This window comes from Runella sp. MFBS21 (assembly GCF_029433105.1).
Lineage (GTDB): Bacteria > Bacteroidota > Bacteroidia > Cytophagales > Spirosomataceae > Runella.
On record NZ_JARNTW010000002.1, the window covers coordinates 693,371 to 714,709 of the forward strand.

Annotated in this window: 34 protein-coding genes; 1 reads left to right on the top strand and 33 read right to left on the bottom strand. The window is 48.6% G+C overall.

Going from position 1 to position 21,339, the window contains the following annotated elements:
• Positions 1-40: 40 nt before the first annotated feature.
• The 12 genes from P1X15_RS07090 to P1X15_RS07145 form a co-directional block, all read right to left on the bottom strand.
• Positions 41-856: a hypothetical protein gene (locus P1X15_RS07090; protein ID WP_277337446.1), complete on the bottom strand. Its 816-nt coding sequence runs from the start codon at positions 854-856 to the stop codon at positions 41-43.
• Positions 853-1,293 carry a D-Ala-D-Ala carboxypeptidase family metallohydrolase gene (locus P1X15_RS07095; RefSeq protein WP_277337447.1) on the bottom strand — a complete coding sequence of 147 codons (441 nt, stop codon included), beginning with the start codon at positions 1,291-1,293 and terminating at the stop codon, positions 853-855. Before P1X15_RS07095 ends, P1X15_RS07090 begins: the two co-directional genes overlap by 4 nt.
• The gene (locus P1X15_RS07100; RefSeq protein WP_277337448.1) at positions 1,268-1,726 is read right to left on the bottom strand and encodes a hypothetical protein; all 459 of its coding nucleotides are present in this window, start codon (positions 1,724-1,726) and stop codon (positions 1,268-1,270) included. The genes P1X15_RS07095 and P1X15_RS07100 overlap by 26 nt, the downstream gene beginning before the upstream one ends.
• Positions 1,727-1,743: 17 nt before the next feature.
• On the bottom strand, positions 1,744-2,043 hold the full coding sequence (locus P1X15_RS07105; RefSeq protein ID WP_277337449.1) for a hypothetical protein: 300 nt from the start codon (positions 2,041-2,043) through the stop codon (positions 1,744-1,746).
• A complete protein-coding gene (locus P1X15_RS07110) occupies positions 2,027-2,275 on the bottom strand; it encodes a hypothetical protein (RefSeq protein WP_277337450.1) in 249 nt (82 codons plus the stop codon). Before P1X15_RS07110 ends, P1X15_RS07105 begins: the two co-directional genes overlap by 17 nt.
• A complete protein-coding gene (locus P1X15_RS07115) occupies positions 2,272-4,545 on the bottom strand; it encodes a hypothetical protein (protein WP_277337451.1) in 2,274 nt (757 codons plus the stop codon). Before P1X15_RS07115 ends, P1X15_RS07110 begins: the two co-directional genes overlap by 4 nt.
• 20 nt (positions 4,546-4,565) lie before the next feature.
• On the bottom strand, positions 4,566-5,543 hold the full coding sequence (locus P1X15_RS07120; RefSeq protein ID WP_277337452.1) for a DUF6712 family protein: 978 nt from the start codon (positions 5,541-5,543) through the stop codon (positions 4,566-4,568).
• Entirely contained in the window at positions 5,540-5,737 is a 198-nt protein-coding gene (locus tag P1X15_RS07125) for a hypothetical protein (protein ID WP_277337453.1), read from the bottom strand. Before P1X15_RS07125 ends, P1X15_RS07120 begins: the two co-directional genes overlap by 4 nt.
• Entirely contained in the window at positions 5,734-7,065 is a 1,332-nt protein-coding gene (locus P1X15_RS07130) for a hypothetical protein (RefSeq protein WP_277337454.1), read from the bottom strand. Before P1X15_RS07130 ends, P1X15_RS07125 begins: the two co-directional genes overlap by 4 nt.
• The gene (locus P1X15_RS07135; protein WP_277337455.1) at positions 7,065-7,334 is read right to left on the bottom strand and encodes a hypothetical protein; all 270 of its coding nucleotides are present in this window, start codon (positions 7,332-7,334) and stop codon (positions 7,065-7,067) included. Before P1X15_RS07135 ends, P1X15_RS07130 begins: the two co-directional genes overlap by 1 nt.
• A 229-nt stretch (positions 7,335-7,563) precedes the next feature.
• Positions 7,564-9,174, bottom strand: coding sequence for a hypothetical protein (locus tag P1X15_RS07140; RefSeq protein WP_277337456.1), 1,611 nt, complete (start codon positions 9,172-9,174; stop codon positions 7,564-7,566).
• Positions 9,167-9,694 (bottom strand): hypothetical protein, encoded by a 528-nt coding sequence (locus P1X15_RS07145; protein WP_277337457.1) that lies wholly within the window; start codon positions 9,692-9,694, stop codon positions 9,167-9,169. The genes P1X15_RS07140 and P1X15_RS07145 overlap by 8 nt, the downstream gene beginning before the upstream one ends.
• A 279-nt stretch (positions 9,695-9,973) precedes the next feature.
• Between P1X15_RS07145 and P1X15_RS07150 the strand changes: the two genes are divergently transcribed.
• Positions 9,974-10,348 (top strand): hypothetical protein, encoded by a 375-nt coding sequence (locus P1X15_RS07150; protein ID WP_277337458.1) that lies wholly within the window; start codon positions 9,974-9,976, stop codon positions 10,346-10,348.
• A gap of 58 nt (positions 10,349-10,406) precedes the next feature.
• On the opposite strand, the gene P1X15_RS07155 is transcribed toward P1X15_RS07150, so the two are convergent.
• From P1X15_RS07155 to P1X15_RS07255, 21 genes are all read right to left on the bottom strand, one after another.
• Complete coding sequence (locus tag P1X15_RS07155; protein ID WP_277337459.1) at positions 10,407-10,976, bottom strand: hypothetical protein; 570 nt, start codon at positions 10,974-10,976, stop codon at positions 10,407-10,409.
• A complete protein-coding gene (locus P1X15_RS07160; protein WP_277337460.1) occupies positions 10,969-11,142 on the bottom strand; it encodes a SymE family type I addiction module toxin in 174 nt (57 codons plus the stop codon). Before P1X15_RS07160 ends, P1X15_RS07155 begins: the two co-directional genes overlap by 8 nt.
• Before the next feature lie 67 nt (positions 11,143-11,209).
• Complete coding sequence (locus tag P1X15_RS07165; RefSeq protein WP_277337461.1) at positions 11,210-11,368, bottom strand: hypothetical protein; 159 nt, start codon at positions 11,366-11,368, stop codon at positions 11,210-11,212.
• Positions 11,365-11,547, bottom strand: a complete 183-nt coding sequence (locus P1X15_RS07170) for a hypothetical protein (RefSeq protein WP_277337462.1) — start codon at positions 11,545-11,547, stop codon at positions 11,365-11,367. The genes P1X15_RS07165 and P1X15_RS07170 overlap by 4 nt, the downstream gene beginning before the upstream one ends.
• Positions 11,544-11,795 carry a hypothetical protein gene (locus tag P1X15_RS07175; RefSeq protein WP_277337463.1) on the bottom strand — a complete coding sequence of 84 codons (252 nt, stop codon included), beginning with the start codon at positions 11,793-11,795 and terminating at the stop codon, positions 11,544-11,546. Before P1X15_RS07175 ends, P1X15_RS07170 begins: the two co-directional genes overlap by 4 nt.
• Before the next feature lie 142 nt (positions 11,796-11,937).
• Positions 11,938-12,738, bottom strand: a complete 801-nt coding sequence (locus tag P1X15_RS07180) for an N-6 DNA methylase (protein ID WP_277337464.1) — start codon at positions 12,736-12,738, stop codon at positions 11,938-11,940.
• Positions 12,739-12,786: 48 nt separating this feature from the next.
• Positions 12,787-13,476, bottom strand: coding sequence for a hypothetical protein (locus P1X15_RS07185; RefSeq protein ID WP_277337465.1), 690 nt, complete (start codon positions 13,474-13,476; stop codon positions 12,787-12,789).
• A gap of 414 nt (positions 13,477-13,890) precedes the next feature.
• Positions 13,891-14,031 (bottom strand): hypothetical protein, encoded by a 141-nt coding sequence (locus tag P1X15_RS07190; RefSeq protein ID WP_277337466.1) that lies wholly within the window; start codon positions 14,029-14,031, stop codon positions 13,891-13,893.
• Positions 14,031-14,825, bottom strand: coding sequence for a hypothetical protein (locus tag P1X15_RS07195; RefSeq protein ID WP_277337467.1), 795 nt, complete (start codon positions 14,823-14,825; stop codon positions 14,031-14,033). Before P1X15_RS07195 ends, P1X15_RS07190 begins: the two co-directional genes overlap by 1 nt.
• Positions 14,753-15,367, bottom strand: coding sequence for a hypothetical protein (locus P1X15_RS07200; protein WP_277337468.1), 615 nt, complete (start codon positions 15,365-15,367; stop codon positions 14,753-14,755). The genes P1X15_RS07195 and P1X15_RS07200 overlap by 73 nt, the downstream gene beginning before the upstream one ends.
• Before the next feature lie 17 nt (positions 15,368-15,384).
• The gene (locus P1X15_RS07205; protein ID WP_277337469.1) at positions 15,385-15,687 is read right to left on the bottom strand and encodes a hypothetical protein; all 303 of its coding nucleotides are present in this window, start codon (positions 15,685-15,687) and stop codon (positions 15,385-15,387) included.
• Positions 15,684-16,355, bottom strand: coding sequence for a hypothetical protein (locus P1X15_RS07210; RefSeq protein ID WP_277337470.1), 672 nt, complete (start codon positions 16,353-16,355; stop codon positions 15,684-15,686). Before P1X15_RS07210 ends, P1X15_RS07205 begins: the two co-directional genes overlap by 4 nt.
• A 28-nt stretch (positions 16,356-16,383) precedes the next feature.
• Positions 16,384-16,614, bottom strand: coding sequence for a hypothetical protein (locus P1X15_RS07215; RefSeq protein ID WP_277337471.1), 231 nt, complete (start codon positions 16,612-16,614; stop codon positions 16,384-16,386).
• Positions 16,615-16,808: 194 nt separating this feature from the next.
• Positions 16,809-17,093, bottom strand: a complete 285-nt coding sequence (locus P1X15_RS07220; protein ID WP_277337472.1) for a hypothetical protein — start codon at positions 17,091-17,093, stop codon at positions 16,809-16,811.
• Between the two features lie 160 nt (positions 17,094-17,253).
• Positions 17,254-17,520 carry a hypothetical protein gene (locus P1X15_RS07225; RefSeq protein WP_277337473.1) on the bottom strand — a complete coding sequence of 89 codons (267 nt, stop codon included), beginning with the start codon at positions 17,518-17,520 and terminating at the stop codon, positions 17,254-17,256.
• Between the two features lie 53 nt (positions 17,521-17,573).
• Positions 17,574-18,119: a hypothetical protein gene (locus P1X15_RS07230; protein ID WP_277337474.1), complete on the bottom strand. Its 546-nt coding sequence runs from the start codon at positions 18,117-18,119 to the stop codon at positions 17,574-17,576.
• A 76-nt stretch (positions 18,120-18,195) separates the two neighbouring features.
• Positions 18,196-19,197, bottom strand: a complete 1,002-nt coding sequence (locus tag P1X15_RS07235) for a hypothetical protein (RefSeq protein WP_277337475.1) — start codon at positions 19,195-19,197, stop codon at positions 18,196-18,198.
• A gap of 33 nt (positions 19,198-19,230) precedes the next feature.
• Complete coding sequence (locus tag P1X15_RS07240; RefSeq protein WP_277337476.1) at positions 19,231-19,629, bottom strand: hypothetical protein; 399 nt, start codon at positions 19,627-19,629, stop codon at positions 19,231-19,233.
• 15 nt (positions 19,630-19,644) lie between these two features.
• Positions 19,645-20,523 carry a S49 family peptidase gene (locus tag P1X15_RS07245; RefSeq protein ID WP_277337477.1) on the bottom strand — a complete coding sequence of 293 codons (879 nt, stop codon included), beginning with the start codon at positions 20,521-20,523 and terminating at the stop codon, positions 19,645-19,647.
• A gap of 130 nt (positions 20,524-20,653) precedes the next feature.
• Positions 20,654-21,025, bottom strand: a complete 372-nt coding sequence (locus P1X15_RS07250; RefSeq protein WP_277337478.1) for a DUF1353 domain-containing protein — start codon at positions 21,023-21,025, stop codon at positions 20,654-20,656.
• The gene (locus P1X15_RS07255) at positions 21,022-21,339 is read right to left on the bottom strand and encodes a hypothetical protein (protein ID WP_277337479.1); all 318 of its coding nucleotides are present in this window, start codon (positions 21,337-21,339) and stop codon (positions 21,022-21,024) included. The genes P1X15_RS07250 and P1X15_RS07255 overlap by 4 nt, the downstream gene beginning before the upstream one ends.

The window sequence follows — 21,339 nt, forward strand, 5'->3', positions numbered from 1 at the left end:
TTGCAGAGGTTTATAAATGAAAACTAAAAATAGAGGAAACTTAGTTTTCTGCCAACCTCTCCTGCTCATTTAAAAGTACCTTTCTATGCTTGAGCCACATCCACAGGGTGTGGGCGTTGGTTTCGCATACCTTTTCAAAGTTGCCATGTACCCCCGCTGAGGCCACATCTTCTAAGGTTGCTATCCAGCCTTCGCCATTGTGGAAGAGCGTACGGCCATTGCCTCCCTCATAGATTTCGCGGTAGATTTCGTAAAAGCGGTTGTTTTGGTTTTCCCAGTACTGAAGAATCGCAATGCACATTCCGAGCCGTAAAGAGCCCAAACGTTTGGCCCTGCGCTCTGCCTTTAGGGAGTTGTAGGTTTGGCGGTCGTCGCCGTCGTAGCTAGGCAGTAAGCGCCTGATAGGTGTGTGCCATTTGCACGGGCGGGCAATGGTGGCAATCAAATCAAAAATACGGGTGGGGTGCCCTTCCGAAAAAGCCAGGTAATGGATGTTGGCCATTGCCAGCTCAATGCCGCTGGTATCGGCAAAGTTTTCGCGGGGTAATAGATATTGCCTGCCACGGTGCCGAAAACTCCTGAAGGGGAGCTGCGTTGCTTTCTCGACCGTCGCCCAGCGAAGGGCTTCGATGATTTCGAACCGTTGATCAATGCTGAGGCTCTCCCAAAAAGCAGGGGTGAATTTTCCTAACAGGCAGGCAAGGGCTTGCAAGAGGACCATTGCGCCGTCGGCGTCGTTGGCTTTTTCTTGTAAGAGCAATTGCAGCTCTAAGCCTTCAATAAGTTGGGTTTGGGTACACTCACCCCAATGCTGTGGTAGTAGTAGGTGAGCTGTACCGAGGGTTAATGATTTCATGCCACTGTGAGAACTTGGTTTCGGTTGATACCCGTACGCTTGAAGCTGATATGCACCCAAGCGAAATTGTATTCGTTGATTAATTGGTCAAACTCAATGAGTCCTTTCTTATGCAGGTCAAGGATAAACTCAAAAAGTTGTTGATTGGCTTCACGGCTGCCCATGTCGAGGTCGGCAGCTTCGCCCGTGAGGTGTTGGCTTTTGGGGGCGCCACCAATGGCCCGATTGAGCCGTAAACAGCGATAGCCCGAACTCACGCGCATGGGTTTGCCGTAGGCATCACGGATGGGCTGGAGCAGCCGCACACACAAGACCGTCAGGCTATCAATGACGGTAGCGGGGGGATTGAATTGTTCAGAAAAGCCCTTGCGACTAGCGGTCGGGCTTTTCAACATTTCATCCAGCGAAAAGTTAGGCGTCAGTTGCTGAATCATCATTTTTCTTTTTTTGAGGTATCCACGATTTCACCCGGTCCCAAACTTCAAAAACCCAACCCTTCACAATAGGCCAAGCTTCAGCGTTGGCCCCCTTCATGATGGACCATCCAATGCTCCAAACCCACATTCCAAACCCTCCAGAGAGGTAGTGGCAGGGTAAGTTGTATTCAATAATCTCCCCAAAACCGAAATAACGGGAAAGGGCTGGAGCGGTATAGATACCGAAAGTATAGCCCGTGAAGGCGTTGAAGAAAGAATCCTTCGTACTTAGTTTTTCGTCACGCATGGCCCTGAAAACGTAGGTCATCGAACCTGACAAGACGGCAAACTTGAGGGTCAATCCATACAAATCGAAGGTAGGTAAGTGGATTTGTAGGAGAGTAGCCGTAAGGGCAATACCTACGTCAAAGCTGTATTCAAGTGATTTATTCATTTGTGCATTCATGGCTGTTAGTAAATAAAGCTTCCAATGGCAATACCTATCCCGATACCCCATGCTCCGTATTTAATACGTTGCCATTTGAGGCGTCGGATGCGCTTCCGTATATCCTCCATGTTCCAGTACTGAAGGTCGAGGTACTTCAGGATTTTGGTACGTTGGTCGGCGTTCAAAAGTGCTTCCGCTTTGATGAGTTCTTGGGCGGCTTGGTGCGCTTTTTTGAGGTAGGGGTATTCTTCCACGACCTTGAGCAAGGAGTCAATCACTTGGGTAGAATGGCAGATACAGGCCGTATCAGGGACGGATTCCACGAGCAAAATCTTGTAAAATTCTTTGGCGTTCAGCTCGGCTAAGAGGCTTGTTAGCCCTAATAGCCCGCACACTATCCAGCGTTTTTTCGGCGGCTTCATAATTGATTTTGGCGTTTTGGGTTCGTGTTTGGAGTTGTTGCGTCCGTTGGCGTTCGAGGTAAAACAACACCGCAAGGATGATAAATGACAGGACAAGAAAGGCCAATAATCCCGTCAGGATTTTGGTTCTCATAAGCGGGCGATGAATAAGCGGTTGCCTTCGGTGCGACCTTGGTAGCGGCGACCAGCGTAGGTAAACTCAAAATCGGTGAAGCGTCCGGGACGGCTCCAAACATCTTGGAAGAATACGACCTTTTGGCCGTTGTTCTCAAAAACCACACAAAACGGGCTATGCCCTATAAGTGACTTTACGTACCAACTTCCGTCGCGGATTTCTGGCACTTGTTGGCTAGCGGAAAGGCTACCATCTTTGGCGGCGCGGGCAAAACTGAAGCTGGGAGCCAGGCGGCTGCCGTCCATGGCTCCTTGGATAAGACTGTAAGTATAAGCGGCTTTGACGGTGGCATTGAGCGCCATGAGTTCTTTGCCGATGTAGAACGCATTGCTTTGAGGCGTCAAACCTTGCTCATAAGTCCAGACCGAAAAACCTTTGGTGTAAGCACTGTTGTAGGAGCTGACACTAGCGGGGTTCCAAGAAACGGGACCGGGACACCAATAAAAAAGGTACTTGGCGTTGGTGAGTCCTAGAGTGAGGTTGTCCTGCCAGTAATCAGGGGGATACAAGGGCTTATTGTCGGTGCGGCGAGCGCGGGCCTGAAATGCCGGAATTTCGACCACGTGATTGCCGGGAAAAGTGACAAAGTTTTCCTCTTGAAAAGCCCAAGAGAAATATACCTGGTCTTTGTCGGGCCATGCCCTACGCCAAAGTTCTGAGGCATCAAGCGCCTTGAGGTAGGTGAGCTGAGGGCTGCTGTTTTGGCCGTTGGCGTCGGTGGCCGCAAAGTTGTTGTCATAGCTCACGTAGCCAAAGCCGGTATTGATAACCGCATTGGGATTGTTGCGTTTTTGGAGGTCACCCAGGCGTTGGTAAGCTTGCTCATACTTGCCGACGTCGGCATTGTTGTGACCATAGCCGGCATTGGGTGAAAGCTTCAGGCCGTCGAGCTGCATGATGTTGGGGGATTGTCCCTCAATATCCATCCAGTTGTAGGCCAAAGCCCCCCGCTCCCGGAGCCGATGCAAGACCGTGGTCATGTTGCGCGAAAAGCCAGGAGAGTTGTAATCTACAATCCACGCATCCCCGCCCGGCTCAAAGTCGAAGGCCATGAGTTGGTCAGTGGCCAAGCTGTTGGCAAAGGCAATGGCTTCTTGCTCGCTGAAGTCATGGAAACCTTTGCGGCTGGGTAAAGTCTCAATGAAGGCCCGCAGGTCAGAGGCATAAATCTTCAGATGCCTTTTGCCCGGTTGCCAGTTAAACTGTATGCTGAGTTCCTTTTTACGGGCGTCGGTTTCGTCGAGCAAGTCGTATTCAAAGCCATACTGCCGATTGGTGAGCTGAAAGGGTGGAAGTTTGGCAAAGGCTAAGGGTCTCCCAATCGGGTTGGGAGATTCGCCCACGGGATTCCACGTTTCCGTTTTGGGGACGACATAAAAAAAGACCTCAGACCGGCGAAAATCGGCTTTGGGATTGGCGTAGAGGGCCATCCACGTTTCGCGCAAGCTGGGACGGGCCACGGAGTATTTGGACAAGTGATAGAGCCGATAAGGGATAATCGGCTCTTGGTCGAGCTTTCCGGCATTTTCGTCCGTCCAGCCGTTGAGGGTGTAAGAAACCGACGTCAAACTATTGCCCAGGTCGGTCAGGAAAAGTTGCCCGTCTTTTTCGGAGAGCTGCAAATCAAGGTGGTAATCGGGTCGGCTCTCGATGTAACGCAACTCATAGTTCCCGGTTTGGAAAGTCGAGGGCAATAAGGGGTCGGTAAGTGGCTCCAATCGAATAGCAGCCCCCTCGTCGTTTTTGGTACTGGTGGTTACTGCTTCGGCGGGAGGGGTGGCCACTACGGGTGCGACTACAAAGCTCTTTCGCCCTTTCTGGGGGTCACTGCTACAATTGGTAGCTTTGATTTGTAGCTCATAGTGACCCTCCAATAACTTGAGCGGTAACCGAACTTGGGCGGAAGTGAGTTTGCCCGTGTTGCCCGTCGCCAAGGAGACGCCCGCTTGGGTGACCGTCCAATCGATAGCCTGCACATCGACGGCCTGAAAGGTGAAATCAAGTGCCTCTGAGGTAGGGGTAACCGTGAGCAAATCAAGGCCCGTTTTACAGGGTGGAGTAGTAACCACTGCCACCGTAGTGGTGGGCGGTGTTGGGGAGGACTTGAGTTGTTGAGAAACATACTCCCGCACCCACCGACGGGTGGCAGTGGTGTCCTTTTTGGGCTTTTTTTGGGCGTAGCCCGACACTGCTAGCAGTAGCAGCAAGAGAGAAACTAACTTTTTCATGGCTGTATAGGAGTTAAAAATTAAAAAGCGAAATAGGGTTTTGAAGGGTCGTTTTCGATAGAGGTCGCCCTTGGCTTTTTGGGAGGCTGGTACATAGAGCTGAAGTATTCGGGAAATACCGTCGCCGATGCCACACTATTGAGATAGGTAAGCAAGCGGTTTTTGAACTCTTCGGCTTTGGCCTGACAGTTGGCCAACATTTCCTGACGTCGGGCGGCATCCAATTCATCCTCATTGACAATACCGTCGGTTTCGCTGACCAAACGCCAATCCTCGTTGATGTTGAGGTAAGGAATGCTTTCGGCAAAGGCTTGGTGAGCCAAGGCGTACCGAGCCAACTTCCATGCTTTTTCCTCTTGGGGGGAGGGAGTGACGTCATCGTCGGCCATGCGGGCTATCCAAGCGGTCAGTTGTGGCGTACCAATCAAGGGTTCTAAGAAAAATTCTTGGGCGGTTTCGATATAGTGGCGAAGCGATAAGTACAAACGCCGCGACTGCTTGGCGGCGGGAAAATACTTGGTTAACTCCGTGGCCGACGATAGGAAAAGCGAATGGTCCAGCGTGTAGGATTCGGATTCGGCCCAGGTGGAGAAAGCCTCTTTGTTCTTTTCCAAGTACTGTAAGGCATTCTCCAGCGCAAGGTCCGCTTTGGCAATTCCCTGCTTAATAGAGGTCACGGTCATCCATTTGGAAGGTGGCCCCATGTTGGGCATTTGGGGTACTTGCTTACCTGCATTCGAAGTGTGCATATACAACCTCATACCACCCAGCAAATCCGCGTATTCGGCAATGGCAATGCGTAACCACTCCAAAAGGTGGGTTTGTTCGGTGCTAAAGGCATTCAAGGCCTCCAATTCGTCGTACAACTCCTGCCCAATCGCCGGAATGATGTAGACCTTTTCGGCCTGACGTACGAAAGGCTCGAAGGTTCTCCAGTCCATTTGTTGTTGAATACCGCCCAAGGCCGCTTTCAACTGCTCAATGTTTTTGATGATCATTGGTGAAAGACGTTATAAAATCCACCCCACGCCAAGATGAGGTTAGCGATACCGTAATAGAGTAAAGTGCCTAATAGGTGTCCTACTTTTTCGGAGGTGTCTAGGGCTGAATTGTAGCGAATGCGTTGGAAAGAAACCGCTAGACGAATCGCAAAAAAAACGATGACGAGTAATTGGGGCAGGAAGTGTATCATGGCTGTTGGGTGGGGGCTTGGGGTTCTTCAGTATTGGGATTTTGAGACGAGCTTTCGGGGGTCACATCGTAGGTATAGCTGCTGATGCGGTAGACACACAGGTAATTTTCAAGCTCTATGCCGTCGATTCTTTGGGCGATGCGCACGGGTTTGAGGAGCATCATTTTGTCAAAATGCGTCATAAAGTCTTGGGCGTAGTTGGCAGAGGTGGCCAGCTCCTTGCCTGAGGTACCAAGACCACCGTTGAAAGCAACCCCCGCAAGGTCAGCGCGAACGCCGTGGCCCGAGGCTTGGATGAGGTTGATGCTTTCAAACATTTTCAAGAAAGCCTCATCGTTGATAGGGTTTTTGAGGGGCGTGATTTTGACCCCTTCAATGACGCGCCCATCCACCGAAAGTTTGGAGAAGGTGAAAAGGATTTTGTTGGCCTTTTCTAGTCCCATGAGGGTATTGGCAATTTGGTCCAATACCTCTTTCTTGAGGATTTCTTCTTCATCTTCCGTTAGTCCCTCTTTCTTGAAATAATTGTCGGGGATGTCCACGTGGTGGGTTACGAAAAAGCCATTGTCAAAAGCCGCTTCGTAATAGTCCGGCACGCGGTTGGTGATTTTGGTGACGCGCTCAGTACCCCACCAAGGCTCAAAGCCGTAGATGGTTTGCCCAGGAATGGGGGCGCGTACGTGGATGATAGCGACGGGATACTTGGTAGGGTCAAGCGGGTCGAAGGCCGGGACTTTGACACAATCCTCTTCCTTGACGGCTTTTTGGTGACCAAACTTGGCACTAATCCAATACTCTAGGATGCGGGTTTCGCCGTCTTTGGGCTTGCGGGCGCGGATTTGGAAAGTATCCACGACCTTGAGCGACTCTACCTTTTTATTAGGACCGAGTGCCAGCCTCACAAATAAGTCCCCACCAAACGCAATTTGGTAGCTGCTTGCGGCTAGGTAGTCGTCTAGCTCCAAACGTTCGTGCCATTCGCGGTACTGCGGGCTTCGGGCAATGGGCGTGTACTTCAGCTCTCCTTTGACGACTTCTTCTTGGTGAGGACCGATACCCAAGCCACCGATGAAGTTACGACGGGTCAAAACGAATTGCCATTTGTTAGGCGAATCGCTCAATACCTGATGGAGCTGGAGCAATTTGTTGTCGTCTTTGCCACGAGGAACATACCCCCCTTTGGAATTGCTACTTTTTCCACCAGCTTTCTCCATGTAAGCGGCATCGACGGCGGCTCCGGCATCTTTTCCAAAGGTAACGGTGGCCGCTTTCTTCTCGCCATAACTTACCAAATAGACGTTTCCTGCGACTTTTTTAATTGCAGCCATTAATTGAAATGATTGATAGGTTGACCATTGAACGTGAGCAAAAAGTCGATGAACACCTCGAACTGATGACCGTCGGATTTGCGCAGTAGCTTGAGCTTTCCAGAGCGATTCATTTTCTTGCGTTCGTTGAGGGCGTTATCGCCGCTCCGTCTGAGGATGCAACCTTTCTTCTCCCCGCATTCTCCGTTCTCTTTCCGATAGGTCAGATTGAAAACAGCGTTCGGGCGGTTAACTTCCGAGAGGACGGCGCTTAGATTTATCTTGCTCATATGCCACGTTTTTTGTGAGTGGCAATACTACAATTGAAAGCTCACGCCTGACAGGACACAATTTTTTTGCGGGAATAATGAAGGTTTTGCACTCGTTTTTTTGGGGGATGCTTGTTTGTCAGGGCGTTATGAAAAAAAAGCCCCTTTTAAAGGGGTGTTACACACAGGAAGGTAGCCCGCACTTTATCGGGAGCGGCAATTGCCACCTTCCAATTTTGGGAATATACGCTTAGCGGCCTGAGAAAACGAAAAGATGATTTTTTCTAGGAGCATGGTTCGATAAGTACTTTTTACATTTGACCCAAAGCCAGTAATCAAGGGCATCGGTGCCATCGGTAGCGTACTCTCGGTTCTTGGTGCTCCGCTCACTGCTCTTGTCCTTGCCTATGCGCCTTGCCTTCTTATAGGTCTTGTCAGTAGTGACGGGGGTCTGGGTGAGGTTGATGATGAGTACTTTATTAGTGAGTTTATTGATAGCTATATGTGGGGCCCTAGGATTACTTTCCTCAAATAACATATTGATGAGGTGGTATTTGTCCTTATGAGAGGGGTAGCTTGTAAGCTCCCTTCGGTAGATGACCCAGCCCTCTTTAATAAGGATGTCACATATCTGGTCAAAGAAGGGGCGGTTATCCACCTTGGTAGCGGCGGAGGTACTATTGCCCCCGGGGTCGCCGTAAATAAAGACCTCTTTTTTTTCGTGGTTTTTGTAGGTCTCACAAAACCATTTGGCCTGTTTTTCAATAAGGCTGTTTTTTTGGTCTTTTAAATTTTTCTTTTCTGAAGGGGTTACTTTTTCGTAGTGGGAATGAATGACTTTGAGGGTTTTTCCGGTATCCTGACCTACGACACCCCAAACAATATCGGCATTGAAATCAAGGCTATAATCAAGGGGTTTGTCGGTTTCATAATCGTTGGATCGGTAGAGGAGAATACCCGTTTTTTCGTCGGGAATGTAATCATAGCTTTTGGTGTAACAGTGGCGTTCGGGATTGAAGCCGTAGTAAAAGCTGTTGGGGAGTTTACCCATGCGTTCGTTTTCGACCTCGACGGCGTATTCAAGCGGGTCGAGTTGGTCGCGTAGTTGCTGCTCAAAATCGGGGGGCAATACGGCGGCATTGTCCCGAAAGGTAGATTCTAGGAAAAGAAATTTGGGGGGAATGGCCTTTAATTCGTCCGAAGTGAGCCTGCTCCGTTGCTCAATCATGGCATTGTAATGCTCTTCGGTTTCGTAAATCCACATTCCTTCTTGGGTCCAGCTTGCGGAGCTGAAGTCGAAGAACCCTTTGTTCCAAGGGTGGTTTGCCCAGGGAGCGTAGTTGTTACCACGCCTCGCGGGGAGCAGCACTTTACGGACAAAATCACTGCTGATGGTGGCTGATTCATCAATGAGCACGCCGTCGATGCTGAGACCTCGGTGGGTTTCGGCGCGGTCTTGGCTGCAAAACTGGAGCGTAAAGCCATTGATGAAGCTAAGACAATATTGATAGCCGAGCCTGCCTACTTTTTTGTAGGGAGTGGTCCAGTGATCGGGTGGCCGAATACCTACCACATACACGCCCGCCGGGTTTTGTTTGGGATGGTATTCGGAATAGCCCATAAAGCCTAATGCCTCCCGAATAGCGGGTAAAACAATGAGGTCGAGTTGGACATAGGTGAGTCCCCCTACGACCCATTTGGCACGGGGAAAATCATTGAACAATTTACCCACCACAAAGCCTAACACCGTAGACTTTCCGGAGGCACGACCGCCGATGAATGATTTGCGGTTGGCTCTGGACCGCAAAAATTTAATTTGTTTATCGTTGGCGTGTATTTTGACGACCTTCTCGTTATTCATCTAGTTCCTGTTGTTGCTGCTTAAGCACGTTTATGTTATTGACGAAAATGAATTTGGCCGCTTTGATGAAATCATCAGGGTTGAGCCCAGTTTCATCGGTTTCGTGGAGTTTGGCAAGTTTATCGGCTTTATCGCGGGCAGTGACGGCGGTTTCGTACTGCTTGTCTTTCATGGCCAAGTTTGACATGAGGTCATAAAAAGCGATGCTTGCCGCTCGGCGCCCGTCCTTATCGACTTGATCGAGGCGACCATGAATAAACTTAGACTCCTCAAAAATGTAACGGGCTTGTCGTTCCTGAAGGTCGTGTTTACGCATGAGCTGACTACGTACCATTTCTTCGGTACGGCCCATGCAGTAGAGTGCCCATGCTTCGCGGTATCGTTCGAGCATTTCTTGCTGGGTGGGGGTGAGCTGCTCCCACTCTACTTCGCGTCCATAGTACTTGAGGTAGATGTCCAATCGGTCTTCATCTATCTTGAGTACCCGTTTTAGTTTTCCAATTCCTAGTTTCTTTGCCATAATAAAATAAAAATCACACCCCAAGTTGAGGTGTGATTGTGAAGGACAATAGGACAAAGTTTTTGGAGGCTAGCTCTTGTCTCCTTGTTGATGCACGACAAAATGGGAGTTAAGAAATCTTCTTTTATTTGACTTAAACAGTAAAAAACAGTATGTAATAAATTATTGCAACTTTATGTATAGTCAATGAGCAGAAACTAATAAATAGTAATGTTCGATTAGTCAAATTATCTTCAAAATTTTCAGTCAAATAAATAAAAGAACAAAAAACTTATGATAATGAACTTTGAAATGCCTATGTCAGCTAGCCAGCTTAAAGATCAGATGATAAATATGCTCCATTATCTTGATAGTAACTTAACCACTGAACAACCTCGTATTCCTATTTTTTTTGGCGGGGATAAATTTTGGGCTAGCGGGAATAACACATGTTATTATCCTACAGAAGTAAAGGGAGTAATTCAAATTCGAAAGATGAAGAGGTTGTATATTATTTCTCCTGAACTTAGCGAAAAGGTATACTATATTAAAAATGATAAATGGTTTGATAAGAATAAGATAGAGGTAAGTTCAGACCATTTTGAGTTTCTTAAAATGTTATTTAATGAGATATTACAGAAAGATACTGAAGAAGGACAAGAGTCTGCCAAATAATAAGTTTAGAGTTACACCAAGAAATAGAAAAAGGGAGCGAGTGCCCCCCTTTTCTATTCTAAAACAAACTCATCCCACTAGGGTCGCTTATGGCTTTTTTGGCTCGTTCCTTAAACTCCTCTTCGCGGAGCATTTCGGCCTGATTCATTAGCAACGCTCCCTCCTCAAAAAAGTGTTTCCAACCTCGCCCGACTCTTCGACCGCGGTCATTGTGTTTATCGTACGCAAAGTCAGGGATTGGATTTTTTTTGAAAGGGTGAGTGAGCCATGCCCAAATCAACGCCCAATCTACCAAACGGCTTTTTTTGGACCGACAAAGCAACAAAACCGCGTGCGTCAGAAACAAGCGTTGGGGTTCGTTAGCATCATCCTTTTTCTTTGACTGCTTCTCAAACATGCAGTACAAAGCCCAAATCTCCGATGAAATCGTCGGGTCTGCCAAGCCCACATCTTCGCTCGACATGATGCGGAGCCGCTTCCAGATGTATTCGCTAAAATTGCTTTCGTACAGCTCCACGGCCCAATACAGCGCCTCATCTTCCATGCCACGGCGGATGCACTTTTGCAACGCCGAGCTACACTCAAAAAAATCGTATCCTTTCTTTGTGATGATTTCGTACTTACCCATTGGTGATGATGATTTTATTGTTCAAAACTTCGACCTCTACAATTTGCCCAATCTCAAACCCGTGGAGCTGGAGCCATTTGCCGCTCAAGCGAATTTGTGGGAGCCGTCCCGCCGATGTTCTCCAGCGGTAGTTGATTTTTAAATGTCTTTTTGCGTTATTTGCCATTGCTTAGAATATTGGTCTTAAAAGATTGGTATTCCGAATGCCGCTCGTCCAAGCGGCATTCGTCATTTTAGAACAGTTTGGTTTGTTTATCTTCCTGAAAAAGGGGTAAGTCTGACCATCCCTTATTTCCTACTCTGCGGACAGTTACATTGGGGTTGGCTTTCACTGTCTCCTGCAATAATTTTTGTTGAATTGGGGGTAATTTCTTGAAATCCTTCTTTTTCATTTTCTGCGTTTTTTAGGGTTAAACATGGCCGCTATTTGCGCCTCAGTGATAAGCCCTTTGTCGAGCTTCCAGCTCACTCTCAAGCTAAGACTTAGGCTAAGTAGCCCTTTGCGAAAGAGACCCCAAGCGCGTACCATTACCGTGCGTACTCGCTCCATATGAACTTGCCACTTGCTCATTTTGCCCATTTGTTTTGAATGTCCGACAATGTATCCTGATTGGCTCTGATGATGCTCTCCATGTATTTTGAAGACTGAGACAATGTTTTTTCGATGTCGCCTAGGGCAACCTCAAAACCGTAGTGAAGCGAGTTCATAAGAATAGCCTTACGCTCCATCCAGTAGTGTTGTGGTTCAAAAGCCCACTTGATTCGACGATTGCAACGGGAAATCTCTTTCTCAATTTGCCGTTTTACTTCTGTGTCCATTTTGCTTAGAATTTTGTATTTAAAAGATTGATTATCAAATAGTTGTGTGTGTTATTTGATAGTGTAAATATCTCCCGACAGAACGGATTAAAAAAGCGTTTTCCCAAAAATATTTTTATAAAAACGCTTGATTATCAGTGATTTACAAAAATGATAGTTGACCAAATTTCCCCACCGTAGGTGCTTCCTTGACGGTCGTGGTAGCTATTTTTGCCGCTTCTTCAGCTTGCGCTTTTTTCTTGGCAAACTCCTGCTTGTCTTGCTGATATTGTTGCCACTGCAGGCATTGTTCTTTCTGAATCCTGACGATGTGAGGAATACCCACGACACGTATGTAAGGATTGATAGCGAAGCCAAAACGCCAATCATCGGGGTGCAGGCTGTCGATACAAACGGCCTGCCCTTCGCAGCCGTGGAGCATCATATTGAGGGCCGTCATTTTGGCACAAATCGGGTCTATGTCGCCCGCAAAAGTGTAGTTGCCCGGAAAGTGCGCATGAAACGCAATCAGCATGCGGCCACTGCCCGAGCAAGGGTCATTCATTCGGGCTTTAGGGCCTGCTTTCTGCTCACCCGTAATGATCGTGAGGAAGTCCACCACATCGGGCGGGGTGAAAAACTGCCCCAAGGCACTTGCTTTGTGGGTGGAAGAAATCACCTCATAAAAAGCCCCCAAGGCATCATACCATTTTTTGCCCCTATGGAGCATCTTATGTTGGAGCTGCATCCATTCCCTCATGAGCCCTTGAAAATCGGGGTAGCAGTCGCCGTAGCGTTGTTGGAGTTGTTTGGCTTTTTCGGCATCGCCCGTGTCCAGGAAACAAGCAATGGCATAATCAATAAAATCCGTGAATACTTCACCGTAGCCGTGTCGGTAGGCGATTTTTTCAAAGACGTAGTTAAACTCCCGGAGTTCTACCGGGACATCAGTCGTTTTAGGCATTGTTTTGGGGAATAAAAAAGCCCCTCGGTCGTGAGGGGCTAGGGGTTCTTAAAAGGGGACTTCTTCGAGTTGGGGTTTGAGCACGTAGCAGATTTTGAGGAGGTGTTCGACGTAGTACTCTTTGATGCCAAACCCGGTCACTTCCCTAAACCTTTCCTCTATCCGTTTGAGCTTCACTTCCGCCGGGTTTTTGTAAGTGCGTGGCCGGTACTTCATCACAAACTCCACGAGGTCTTGCACGGTGATTTCAAAGCCACTGTTTTCGCTCATTTCTTGGGCTTGGGTGTCGAGGTTAAGGCCGTCTTTTTTAAACCATGTACGGCTTACATCGGCGAGGTGATTTTTATCGCCAAATTGCTCAAAGTCACTTTTAGGGAAGAATGCCAAGCTATTGGCAATGGTGCTTTCCTTACAAGTCCATGCGAGGGCATCGGCTTTGGTTTCGCTCCAGAGTTTACCCAGCTCGTAAGGGTTTTGGCTGTTTTGGATAAGGTACTCACTTACCTCATTTTCCGAAATACCCAAAGGAAGAGGCGTAGGAACATGGATAAGGTGGGCGGCTGAATAGATATTAAGTTTGGCACATACCAACTTATCCAAGGTATTGATGTGCATTTTACGTCCTACTTCCGACGCCCATTCCAAATATTCCTTTTCGGTTTTGCCCGTAGTGGCGATGAAGCGGTCCAAGTGAGTAGTGACCCGATTACTTTTTTGAGGGATGCTTTGTTGTTCCATTTTGCTTAGAATATTTACTTTAAAATATTGATTATCAAATAGTTGTGTGTGTTATTTGATAGTGTAAATATCTCCCGACAGAACGGATTAAAAAAGCGTTTTTCCTGATTTTTTTTATTTTTTTTGAGGATCCTAGAACATTAAAAAGTGCGTTTCCAGCGAATAGAAGCACATTTTTTAGTGAAAAGAAAGAAGATATAGAAGGATACAAAAAAAGCCACTGAACACATCGTTCAGTGGCTTGCTGTAATTTGGACTTTTGGTGGACAAGGCTACAATCTCAGATGTTCAAAAACAGCATTTTAAACAAATTTAGTCGGTTATCCTTGTTGTACCCGACTGATAATCCGCTCACCTTTTTAGTCCTTCTTGTTCGTATATATGGAATGAGGATTAGCGTTCGCAAGTTCAAAGTTATTTTAAAATCTCAATAATCCAAATCAACAACCCAATCAATGCGGCCACCCCACCAATCAAAGCAATAAAAGGCCAAGCTTCTTCTAGCCCTTTAGCTCTTTTCTGCGGACTCCAATTATTGTTATATTTATTCTTCATCAAAAAGGTATTCTTAAGGTTTTCTGAAAAGGGTGCTTTGTATTCTGTTTAGACTTACGAAGCTCCACTACGTCTCCAAAAACTCGTTGAAGTAATTGGAAATCTTTTTCCTCGGCATCAATGTTCCTAAATTCCGCCAATCCTCCACGATTGACAAAGGTGTCTTTTTGTTTCCAATAAAAACGCGTATCCTTCCAAAGGAGCCGATGATGATGCGCGTTGAGGAGGCTTATCCAATAATCCTCATTGCAGATGATATCGGGGTTGTACCACAGCTTGGAGCCTTCCAGTACCCCGTGGGCGCAACCCGTCACGTAGCCACTGAGCCGAATGGGATTAAACGCATCGTAGCTAATGGGAGCCGGTGAGGAGCTAAAACCAAAGAGGTAGGCACCGGCCTCGTGAGCCGCGTGCGCGGTGGCTTGGATAATGTCATAAGCCTCGTCAGGTTCTACCGTCGTGGGCTCTCCTTTGCCTACATAAATTCGACTCAAGCCTTCAACATCATCATCCAGCATAAACACATTTTTGAAATGCTTGATGATCCAGTCCCGCTTCCGGGCAAGGCCAATCACGCTGTCGGGATGCGTCACGATTTCTACGCCCTTGTTACATTTTTCGTAGAGACTCCGTTGGCTTTCGGCCACGCACAAAATCGCATTGTCCACGGCCATTGTCGTCAGCACTCTATCCCAGCGCCGATGCGACGGTATCACTACCTTTACTTCCATCGCTCTATCACTTTTTGAGAGTCTACCACGTGCATCATGCCCACCTTGGAGCTTTTGTAGCATTTGCCCCGCTCGATGCCCAGCTTTTCGGCGATGTGATTGGCGTCAATCTCATTAGGGCACACTATCACAAACGACGTATACTTTTCGCTCATCACCGCCACAATCGGTAGCTCAGGCTCCTGAGCCGTCTCTTGGGTGGCCTCAGCAAGCTGCTTGTCTAGCTCCGAGAAGTCAAAACCAAAATCCCCAAGGTCTACATAGCGGTCAAACTCTGCCTTGAGCATTTCCAAATCAAACTCTCCCGCGTGGCTATTTTCGATAATCATCACCTCCCTTAGCTCCTCTTCGGTGAGCTTACGGGTGGCGGTACGTACATCTAGCTCGTAGTCGCCGAGGCCATTTTGTACCAGTAGCTCACACCGCTGATGCCCACTGAGCAGGGTGCCGTCAGCATCGCGGATAGGGATACCTATCATCCCATATTTTTGGAGGCGTTCCCAAAGCTTACGTTTTTGTTCGGCTTTGATTTTACGCGGGTTTTTGACGTGAGGAACCAACTCGGAGACCCGCACCCGGTCGGTTTGAAATAGTTCATTTATCATGATGGCTGTATTTAAGTTTACTCAGTTAAGTCCTCAAATGCTTCAGACTTCCAGTTGCGTCCACTTCTCTGCTGAAAATACCAATCAAATTTATGCCAGGCTTGGGCTATCAGGCTTGGTATATCCACATAAAACACCCCGTATTTTTTGGGTTCTATGGGTTTGAGCATCACGTTTAAGGTGTGCATTTTTTGCCATTGGGTTCGTAGCTCAATGGTCAAAAGCCCACCTCTTGGCACGTCATGAGAGTTGTGAACCTGAAAAAATAAACGACGCTTGCCGCTTACGACTTTCTTCGTAATCAAATGTTTTACGTTCATTTCAGTGCATTGAATTGTTGTTGGAGAATACTTAGCTCTATTTCGCCCTTCGAGATTTTGGTCTGATATTCGGCTTTTTTGGCTAGGGTATCGGTTTGAGCCATGCGCTTAGGCCACTTGTAGCGTACATTGATGCTGAGGTTGTCTATCATTTTGCTCAGGGTGTAGCGGTCGGTGGGTAGCTGACTTCGGTAGGCTTCGGCATCCCATTGCGGGGGCGTAGTGGAAGCTTCCTGAGGGCGCTCCCCGTGCGTGACTACGTAGCGAATATCATCACCCAGCGCCATCCACTTTTCCCGCAGGGCTAAGATCGCCTTGGTGAGTTCGGGGCAGGGGGTATTGTGCGGAACCGCTTGGAGTTGCATCGAGAGCGACCGCTTTTCGTAGTCAATCTCTGCCTGCTGTTTGCGTAGCTCTTCTACGATAGGGGCCACGTGGGGTGGAAGGGTGTCGCCGTGGGGTGTCCAAGGCGATTCGTTTTTAGCCAGGGGATTGGTTTGGCCTACTTGCTGGAGCGTAGCGGAGGGGGCCGCTTTGAATTGCGCCAGTGCTTTTTCGGCGAGCTGCAATTCTTCCTGGGTGGCTTTGCCTACCCTGAGCTGTAAGCGCAGAAAATTAACGTTGGCCTTGAGCTTGAGTCGCTCGGCGTTGGTCTGGTCTTCAGTCATGTTTTTTTTGACCAAGATAGCCAACGGCCTACATTTTTCGCGGGACACTTTCTATGATAAGTAGTTCGAGAAAATCCGTGATTTTGTCCAGATAAGTAGTGGCGTCGATGTAGGTATCGGGCCTTTCGTAGTGGTCAAAATGTTCGGCTGGATTCCGCTCCCGGTAAGTCTCCAACATTTCAATGAGCAATGGAACATCCACTTCGTGACGACGAAGAAAGTCAACAACTGGAGGCAGCTCAGGGGGGCGAATGTACATAGTATAAAAAAGCCGATTGGTCGCTGCGAACCCTTTACCTAAACACAGGCAAGCGTGTGGTACTTGCAACCACGCGCCAATCGGCAAGCCCTTGAGCTTGCCTACCTGTGTATTTACTAATAAAGGATTCGCGTCACAAATAAACAAAAAGCCCCCATCATTACGAAGGGGGCTTTAAAAAACTTTGCATTGAATTAGCGTTGACGGGTTTCCGAAACCACCTCTACTTCGTTGGCTTCTGCTTCGGTTTGCCGGGCTTCGGTCAAAGCTTCGAGCTGCTTCTTGGCTTTTTGCCTGATACGCTCGTTTTCATCATCCTCTTCTGACGGGGCTTGATGATTTTCAACGGGTTCTAAGCCTAGGTAAAAGGCTTTGATAAGGTCATCCACCTGTTCAAAAAAAGCGAGTTTCTGCTCAAAGGCTTCGGTGGTGTGGTCTAGGTCGCACAACTCCTTGTAGGTCTTGAGTCTGATTTCCATCAATTCATTGAGCGTACAGTCACTAAGCGGTTTTGCCGAATTATCTTCGGGCGCTGCGGAAAATATCGCGCTCTCTTGCGCTGCTTGCTCCGAATTATCTTCGGTGGCTATCGAAGCTATCGCGTTTTTTTCTGTCGGCTGCTCCGAATTATCTTCCGTACTAGGCGTTACGAGTGGCTCGTTTGGCGGTAGGGGTATTGGTGGAGTTGGTGCCGGCTTCGGCTGCTTCTCCGTCTGGTTTTTGGCCATTGTTGTCAGTGGTTTGAGGTTGAACAGATTCCGTTTCAAAGTAGGAGGTGACCCCTGCCTCGATAAGGGCCTCGATGTGGCGTTCGGACATATCCTCGCGGATGGTGATAAGCCCCTCGCCGGGTAATGCGTGGCGTGCTCCACCCGTGGGCACGTTCACTTTGTACTTCTTTTTCATCACTAAAATTAGGGGAAATAAAAGCCCTCTCCACGAAGGAAAGGGCTTATGAATTAAGCTTCAGGTTGAATTGGGATGGTGGCGATGAGGGTGTCTTTAAGCGGTAAAATATCCCACATAAAACCGTCCTGCTCACCCTTCAAGGTAAAGCCGCGTTTGTCGTTTCCTTTCTTACCCCCCTTGAAGCTCTGTTTCACAAAAATAGGGTTGTCTGAAGAACCTACGACTACGTATTGGCCGCCGTTCATTTCCAAAATATACACCGAACCCGCGTTCATGTTTTTGGCAAGCTCGGCTTGAATCTCTTTGGAGAAGCCCGCAAACATAAACTCAATAGAGTGCTTGTAGCTTTGGAAACCGGGGTCGCCCTGCTTTTCGCTCGAAATCTCCACGGTACCGTCGGGGCATTCATAAGCGGCAAATTTAGCCGTGGCTACCATGGTCGGTAAGGTGGTAATTTCGCCCGCGGTAATGTCGGCCTTTTTGGGCCATACCCCGTCGATAAAACGTTTTTCGGCCACCAAGAGCGTCCGGATACCACCGGGGTTTCCCTCTTGCTCACTGGTGGCGTTGAGATTCGCAAAATTTACATTTGCCATTGTCTTAAAAAAATTAGCTGTTAATAGGCGATTAGAAAGAGAAAAACTCCCTCACGGAAGGAGGGAGAGAGAAGCATTAAGGCACGTCGCCAAGCCAGAAAAGGCTATCCAAGGCCCAATCAAACCCTACTTGGAAGTCCATGACGTAGGCCAAGGAGCGGTCGCGCTTCGAGTAGTCAAACTCCAGACGCGTTTGCGCACTTTCGTCATCATAGAGCCACGCGAAGTTTTCGCGGGTGGTGATGATAGGCGACTCAAAACCTGTGAGTCCGGTAGTGGCCATCCCTGGTTCTACCAAAAACTCAATCATGGTGCCTTCGATTTCCTGTTTGTTGTAGCCCGCATTGTAGGGCGTGGTGCCGTAGGTGGCGCGGTAGTGGCGCTCATAGGCTTTTTTGTAAGCCAAGGGGCAAAGACAAATCAAGTCACTGTAGAAGTACTCGGTCGGAATCTTGTCTACAATCTTCTCAAACTCGGTCACGGCGTTGGCCGCAGTGATCGCGGCAATGGTGGCGATTTGGGCGGCGGTGATGGTACCGGCTGTTTTGGCGGCGGCTAGCTTCACAAACAAACCGTCCATTGCCTGTTCAGGCGTTGTGCCCGCATCGTTGCGCGTCCCATTGATGAGGGCCTTTTGACGCAGGTCGGTGCTTACGCGCTTCAATACGTGCTCAATCACCCACTCTTCAAAGGGATAGCTCGTTTTGTCGATTTTACCACCGCGTACCTGTCCGTACCAAGATTTGTAAAGCGACAAAATCTTTTGCTCCGTGAAAAGCAAATCCACCTTGCAAGGTTTCACTTTGGCCTTTTTGGGTTTGATTCTTACCGCATCATTGGTCGGGTTGAAGGTGCCTTTGGCCCCTGACTGTACGACACTTTCCAAGTACAATTCGGTCAACACCACCTCGTCATTGCCCGGAATCATCATCATAAACTCATCAATGGGCTTGATGGGAGTGTTGGGCAAACCACTCAAGCCGGAGCCAATCAACTTAGAGAAAATGGGTGCTTTTTCGGCACGCGCATAATCGGTGGCAGTTGTGGCCAATAAACTCAAATCTAAAGCGTCTGGCATAGCTGTATAGGTATTAAAAAAATGAAAAAATCATTACTGGTTCCAAGGCGCTTTTTCCCAGCTCTTGGCTTGGGTGCTGCTGTTGGTGTCCGAAGCATCCTTGCCCACGGTTGGCCCTTCCCCTTTCACGTTCTGGTACCAAGTGTTCAAAATCTCGTACTTGGGCTTCAGCTCGTTAAGCTCCCGTTCCATTTGTTCGAGTTTGGTATAGCGGTCTTGGGTGATGCTCACCATGGCACCCGCTTGGGGCGTGGTAGTTTCGGTGGTCGTGGTTTCGGTGGTGGTCTCGGTCGTGGTTTCCTCCGTACTCTCTTCCGATTCTTCGGTGGTTTCGGTCGTCGTGGTTTCGGCGGTTTCTTCGGCTTTGGGCTGTCCCACCACTACGACGGCGCCATTGGCTTTTTTGAAAAAACTTGACAATTGCTTGTGCATAGCTGTATAAAAAAATTAGTTGGTAGTCGCTTGTTTGCGGGCCAAAAGGTCGGCTCGTTGGATGGCATCGCCTAGGTACCCAATCCGGTCAGCCATGCCCAGCTTGAGGGCCTCTTTGCCATTGTACATCTTTCCCGTGAACACCTCACCGATGTTGGGGCGTCCTGCTTTGACGGTCTTGATGAATTGGTTTTTGATGGGGGCAAGGTCGGCTTTGACCTGCGCAATGAGCTGCTCACTCAGCGGCTCCACGTCGTTGAAAAGGGCTTTGTCGTCACTGCCTTCTGAGCGGATAATCGTGACCTTCAGTCCCTCCTTGGCATAGTACTCTGAAGCATCGACGTGGACCGCCAAGACACCAATCGAACCTACTTCGCTCGATGTCTCGCTTTCCATGATGATTTCGCGGGCTTGGCTAGCTATCCAATATGCCGCACTCGCGGCCATGCCTTGCACATACGCCACCACGGGTTTTTGGCTGGTCCGTATCACTTCGCCCAGGAGTTCGGTACCGTTTACCTCTCCACCGGGGCTGTCGATTTGCAATACAATCGCACTGATTTCGTCCAAGCTGTTGGCCTCCCATATCCAGCTGGCCATGTCTTCGGAGCCGTAGGAGCAGAGGTCGCCGTAGCGGGTCATGGCTCCCATGACGGGGATGATCGCTACCTTGCCACTTTTCTGAGCGGTTACATTCCACCCAAAGTGGTCTACGCCTTGGTTGTCGCGCCAATAAGCCATTGGTTCTATGGCGGAGGGTTCGACGCGTTCGGGTACGACAATCGTGCTATCACCTTGGGCAATACGCCGGGCCAGTAGCATCGACAGGGCATTGTGAAAACGAGGCTCAAGCGCCCAAGTACGTCCTATCAGGGATTCAATCGTGGTATTCATTGGCATACAAAAAGATGCCACGAACATATCCCAATCTTTAGCGGCACCACAGGACGCAAAAAAGCCCTTGAGTATGACCCAAAGGCTTTCCAACTACGCATGAAAAAACAATCGGCTCACCGATAGTATCTTAATTTCGGTAATTGTTGATGTCGATGTACTTGGCATTTTTCCACCACCAGCGGCCAAAAATCCGAACGGCTACATACCTCAAGTAATTTCGGTGAGGTGTATGAGGCGCGTAGGCATCCAGCAGATTCCAAAACAACCAGTCGGCGTAGGCCCGGCTGTAGATTTTGGTTTCGTAGAGGTAGTCGTGAATCAGCCCAGGCACCAGATAAGCACCTAGGGGCGGAAACCACCACCAAAGCCACATCGGGACAGAGCAGCCGTCGGAGACGTAGCCCGCTGGTACGTAGAAAAAATCTTCTTCCAGTACGTACCAGTCGTCTTTGGGGGCATCTAAGAGGTGCCTAATGGCGGGCGTAGGGAGCGCACTCATCCCCCAGCGGCCACCATTATCATGCCCATTGCGGCTTGCATATCCGCTTCTTTGATGGGCATCAATTGCCGCTCCCCGTGGATTACCACCACATTCTCGGCGGGTAGCCCTTCGACCATGGTCACTTCTTTGGTGACTACTTTGTTGACATAAAACTCGTGCATGGTCACTCCCCGCGACATGGTGCCTTTAATGGAGACCTCAAATTCGGTGTCAACGCCAAAGCCTAATTCGGCAATGGCCTCCGTGCGTTCTTCTTCGGTCATGCTCTCATAGAGCTTTTTAAATAGACCTTCTGTTAGGTTGATATTCAT